The organism is Thermanaeromonas sp. (assembly GCF_021890735.1).
Lineage (GTDB): Bacteria > Bacillota > DSM-521 > Neomoorellales > Neomoorellaceae > Thermanaeromonas.
Map to the genome: position 1 here is coordinate 1 of NZ_JAKKUR010000114.1, position 4357 is coordinate 4357.

Below are 4357 nucleotides of genomic sequence, written 5' to 3' on the forward strand. Positions count from 1 at the left end.
TTCTGCTTAATTTTAGTAGTACTTTTAGCTAGCGAACTCACCCCCTTGAGTATTTTGATTGAGCTGGCGTTTTAAGCTTTCCCTGAACCGGAAGCTTTCCCCATTAAGCACCAGAATGTGAGCCCGGTGAGTAAGCCGGTCGATAAGTGCCGCCGTCATGCGTTCATCCCCGAATATTTCTACCCACTGACCGAATTCCAGGTTGGTAGTAATGATGACGCTTCCTCGTTCGTATCTGGCAGCCAGCACCTGGAATAGAAGCTGGGCACCAAACTGGTCAAAGGGTACGTAACCTAGCTCATCCAGTATAACAAGGTCGAATTTCAACCACTGACGGGTGAAACGGTTCAGGCGATTCTCTTGATGGGCAGCCCTTAATTCGCTAACTAGTTCAGCTACGGTAAAGAAACGCACCCGGTATCCCTGCCGGCAAGCTGCCGTAGCCAGACCTATGGCCAGATGCGTTTTCCCGGTACCAGTGCTTCCCATAAGAATTACGTTTTCTTTCTGGCGGATAAACTCTCCCCGTGCTAACCCTAGCACTTGGGGTTTGGACAGAGTAGGTACAGCACTAAAGTCAAAGCTGTCCAGGGTTTTTGTTACTGGAAAACAGGCCGCTTTAAGCCGGCGTTTCAGGGAGGCCTCTTCACGGTGGAGAAGCTCTTGTTCCAACACTGCTGCCAGGTACCGCAGGTAGGAGGCACCTTGGACTTGAGCTTCGCGAGACAAAGGTCCGGCCTGAAGAGCTACGGTAGGGAGCTTAAGTGCCCTGGCTAGATTTTCTACCACCGCTAATTCGCCTTGCTCACTGATTATAGCGCTCATACTGCGGCACCTCCCAGTAACCGGTCATATTTAGCAGGGTGAGGCATGTGGACTCTATAGTCCCTTAAGTCCTCCGGCACTTCTACTTTTGGCCCAGAAGGTGAAGGCAAAGGTAGAAGGGCCTTAAGGGCAGTTACATTCACTGTATCCATCAGCAGGGCCCGTTCAGCAGCTTCCGCCACCGTCTCTATTCCGTGTTCAGCCATTAGTTCAAGGCAAGCTACAATATCCTGGGGTGGCTTAGGAGACCTGGTAGCCAGTTTACTTAGGAATTGTTCGAGGGGAGCCGGTAGTTTAAGCTGCCGGAAAGGCAGGGTATATAGCACAAAGTTAGGCTTCTGTTTAAGGAGCGGCAGGTAGTGGGTGTAGCAGGTTATGGTCTTCCCCTGGGCATAGCAGCGAGTATGTACGGCTATCTTCTCGTCTTCATGGTATATTTCTATCCGGTCTACATAGGCCCTTAAAGTTAGAGGTAGATGGGCCATATTAACTGGGACAGAGTAACGGTTGCCATCGAAGTGGATGAAGGCCTGACGGGTAGCCCGCACGGACCGGAATACGGCCGGCTCAAAGGGTACTTCTGGTAAAGGAAGAAGCGATAGCTTTTCTTTGGCCAAAAGCTCTCCTACAGTAGCCTCTTTATCGGGCAAATATTCTTCGAGGTATTTCAAACACCACCTCTCCAAATGCTCATTAAGTTCCTCCAAGCTATTTACTTTCGGTATGGGAACGAAGAAGTTATGCCGCAGCAGACGTACGCTGTTTTCCGCCAGCCCTTTTTCATGGGCTTCATAGGGAAGGCAGAATTCCGGCTGAAAGAGATAATGGAGGCGCAAAGCTTGAAGATATTGGCTCTCTTTGCGGCGCCGGCCAGAGAAAATCTGGGCTACCAGGGTTTTAGGATTATCATAAGCAATATGGGGCGGTACACCGCCAAAGAAGTTAAAAGAGTGTACATGGGCGTCTAAGATAGCTTCTGCATTTTCCTTAAGATACGCTCGGGCAAAAAGGGCCCTGGAACCGCATAAACGTATAAGAAAAACGTGAACTGTAATAACGGTACCTTGAAGCTCTATTAAGGCTTCAAACCAGTCACTTTGTGCCCAGCCGTTAAGACCGAAATCCATAGGGAGAAACATTTCCTTGGGCTGTGCCTGGTGCCAGCGGCGCACGTAAAGGCGAACAGTTGCTTCGCTCCCCTGGTAACCATATTCATCCCTTAAACGTTCAAAAATACGCCTGGCCGTATGCCGCTGTTTGGGTGGCCGCAGTTGATCTTCCTCAAGCAACTGGTATATGATAGGGAGGAAAGGCCCTATAACCCGTTTAGCTCTTTCTTTTGTTAGGTGGTACCTGGGAGGCTCAGCATCAGTCAGAGCCCGCTTAACTGTTTTGCGGGCCACCTTCAGCATCCGGCTTATGGCCCGGATGGAGTATCCTTCCCTAAAGTGCAACTCCCTAATGCGTTCCTTAGTGTCCACCCTGATCATTCTCCTTTCAACCTCCTGTACGCTAAATCAAGTGTGGCTAAGTATAGCGTACAGGATTTTGGTCGGGGTGGACACCTTTTTATTTATCACGGTGGTTCCCTTTTATTTTATCACTACCAGCGGGAGGCTCCCGGAAGCGGGCGCTTCATAACGGATAAAAGGGTTTGGGAGAGAAGAACGGTTTTGAGCGAGGACGGGTTTTGGGGTCTCATCCTGGGTGGAGCATTGGGGATCTGGGGAGCATACTATCCCCGGTCCCTGTCTGTGGCGTGGGCAGCTTGGGATATAGGATGGAAGCGGGAGATTGGGCTTAGGCAGGAGAAAACACCGAAAGGTAGGAAAATACTTGAATAGAGAAGCTGGGAACCCCGGCCTCTTTTGTTTGGGAGACGCATTCAAAGGTGGTAGGAGGTGGTTACGAGCCGTGTTGTCACAGCGAGTTGGTCTGGAGGCTTCTGTTGAAGGAGGGAAAAGCACACATCCTGTTATAAGTTAGAGAATTTGGAAAATACTAGGCCCAGGTGCTTGTAGAGGGGAATAATCTGTGCAGTGCGTTCCGTGGCTCGTGTGAGGTTGCTCTTGGTCTAAGGGTTACTGTCGCACAGAACGCGGTGGTAGAACTATTGTTTACCTGCTTTTTGGAATAACCCTCAATGCCTGGTCAGGGATGTACTCAGTAAGGTTGATATTCTGACCTTTCTCCTCGCACTTCTTCCCTGCAGTTGCCACAAACGTCGTCTGAGATCTGAAGCGCTGCAATAAAGGCAGCGATGTTTTTTGCCGGGACGCCGGTCCGCTCGGCCAGGAGTTTTACCAGCGGGTCGGATACGAGGGAACAATAGCAGGCTAAAGGTAATGGAGCGGTGGCTCTAGTGACGCCTACCAGTTCGTCCAGAGAAACACCAAAGAGCTGGCTCAGCTTTACCAGCGTCTCCAGGCTGGGCTGTTTCGCCCCGCGTTCCCAGTTGGCTACAGTGGAGCGTTCTACACCGACCATCCTGGCCACGTCCTCCTGCCGGAGGCCTACCCTCTGACGCAGTTGTTTTAAAGTATCTCCCAATTGTATCACGATACCCACCTCCATAGGGTTTCCAATAGAAACCTTACCCCTCATCAACCCTATTGACAAGTTTCCAAAAGAACACATATAATGTTTCCAGATGACACGTCAGGGAACCAATACCAGTCTAGAAGGAGGCAACCAATGCGCACTGCCCTGCGCAGGGCCCGGCTCCGGGCCGGTCTTACCCAATCCGAAGTGGCCCGACGGGCGGGTCTTACGCGTGCGTCGTACACAAATATCGAGAGAGGATATAAAAATCCGTCGGTAGCCACCGCACTGCGCATTGCCCGCATCCTAAACAAACCTGTGGAGGAACTTTTTACCGATGAGCCCCCTACCGGCCAGGTTACAAAACGTGGAAGAAAGGTATAGCGGAATGGATGTTAGACGACCGGTAACGGGATGGGGCCGCTGAGGATAAATATTGCCATTTCTGCCGCAAATTATGCTTCTCTAAAATGACTTGCCCTGAGCGCACCGGTGTACCGCCGGACGGGCCGTGTGCCGGGCCGTGCAGTAGAACCCCGGGGGAGGTGGTAGCAGGGGAAGAGGAGAAAAGGAGAGGAGAAGGGAGGAAAGGTACACACCTAACGCCCAGAAAATTTTTCGGCAAGGAGGGTAATGGATAGCGTGAGCGCGAACGGTCTAAGTAAATATCCTAAACGCACGCGCAAAGTGATCTCCATAATAGCCGTGTTTGCCCTGGTCCTAACACTTTTGCCAGCCGTGCCGGCGATGGCGGGCCAGGTCGGGAACGTCAGCGTCACGGCTGACAATCTCAAGGCCGGAGCCACGGGCGTCAACTACACCGTTGCTTTCGACGCCACAAGCGGCCTTGAGCCGGGCGACGAGATTATTATCGTTTTTCCCACCGGCTATGATGTAACTAATGTGTCCGTTACCGGTATCACTTATGATGGAAAAACCTATCAGCCGGCAGGAACATCGTTGGGCAATATTGTTAGAATCGGTGTCCCAG

Annotated in this window: 5 protein-coding genes and 1 pseudogene; 3 read left to right on the forward strand and 3 right to left on the reverse strand. The window is 51.5% G+C overall.

Annotated features, from left to right (window positions below; translation table 11 throughout):
• Positions 1-24: 24 nt before the first annotated feature.
• Together istB and istA are read right to left on the reverse strand one after the other, a co-directional pair.
• A complete protein-coding gene (gene istB, locus L5656_RS10735; protein WP_297202810.1) occupies positions 25-825 on the reverse strand; it encodes an IS21-like element helper ATPase IstB in 801 nt (266 codons plus the stop codon).
• The gene (gene istA, locus L5656_RS10740) at positions 822-2315 is read right to left on the reverse strand and encodes an IS21 family transposase (RefSeq protein ID WP_297202812.1); all 1494 of its coding nucleotides are present in this window, start codon (positions 2313-2315) and stop codon (positions 822-824) included. Before istA ends, istB begins: the two co-directional genes overlap by 4 nt.
• Positions 2316-2498: 183 nt before the next feature.
• Here istA and L5656_RS10745 point away from each other — a divergent pair, with 183 nt between their 5' ends.
• Positions 2499-2669: a hypothetical protein gene (locus tag L5656_RS10745; RefSeq protein WP_297202814.1), complete on the forward strand. Its 171-nt coding sequence runs from the start codon at positions 2499-2501 to the stop codon at positions 2667-2669.
• Positions 2670-2988: 319 nt separating this feature from the next.
• Here the strand turns inward: L5656_RS10745 and L5656_RS10750 are convergent, their stop codons facing one another.
• Positions 2989-3384: a helix-turn-helix domain-containing protein gene (locus tag L5656_RS10750; protein WP_297202816.1), complete on the reverse strand. Its 396-nt coding sequence runs from the start codon at positions 3382-3384 to the stop codon at positions 2989-2991.
• Positions 3385-3519: 135 nt separating this feature from the next.
• Between L5656_RS10750 and L5656_RS10755 the strand changes: the two genes are divergently transcribed.
• The gene (locus L5656_RS10755) at positions 3520-3750 is read left to right on the forward strand and encodes a helix-turn-helix transcriptional regulator (protein ID WP_297202818.1); all 231 of its coding nucleotides are present in this window, start codon (positions 3520-3522) and stop codon (positions 3748-3750) included.
• Between the two features lie 258 nt (positions 3751-4008).
• Positions 4009-4357, forward strand: a pseudogene (locus L5656_RS10760) (hypothetical protein); the annotation flags it as partial.

What these genes read in the sequence shown, in the direction of transcription:
- istB (WP_297202810.1), bottom strand. Translation starts at nt 825, where the DNA reads ATGAGCGCTATAATCAGTGAGCAAGGCGAATTAGCGGTGGTAGAAAAT.
- istA (WP_297202812.1), bottom strand. Translation starts at nt 2,315, where the DNA reads ATGATCAGGGTGGACACTAAGGAACGCATTAGGGAGTTGCACTTTAGG.
- L5656_RS10755 (WP_297202818.1), top strand. Translation starts at nt 3,520, where the DNA reads ATGCGCACTGCCCTGCGCAGGGCCCGGCTCCGGGCCGGTCTTACCCAA.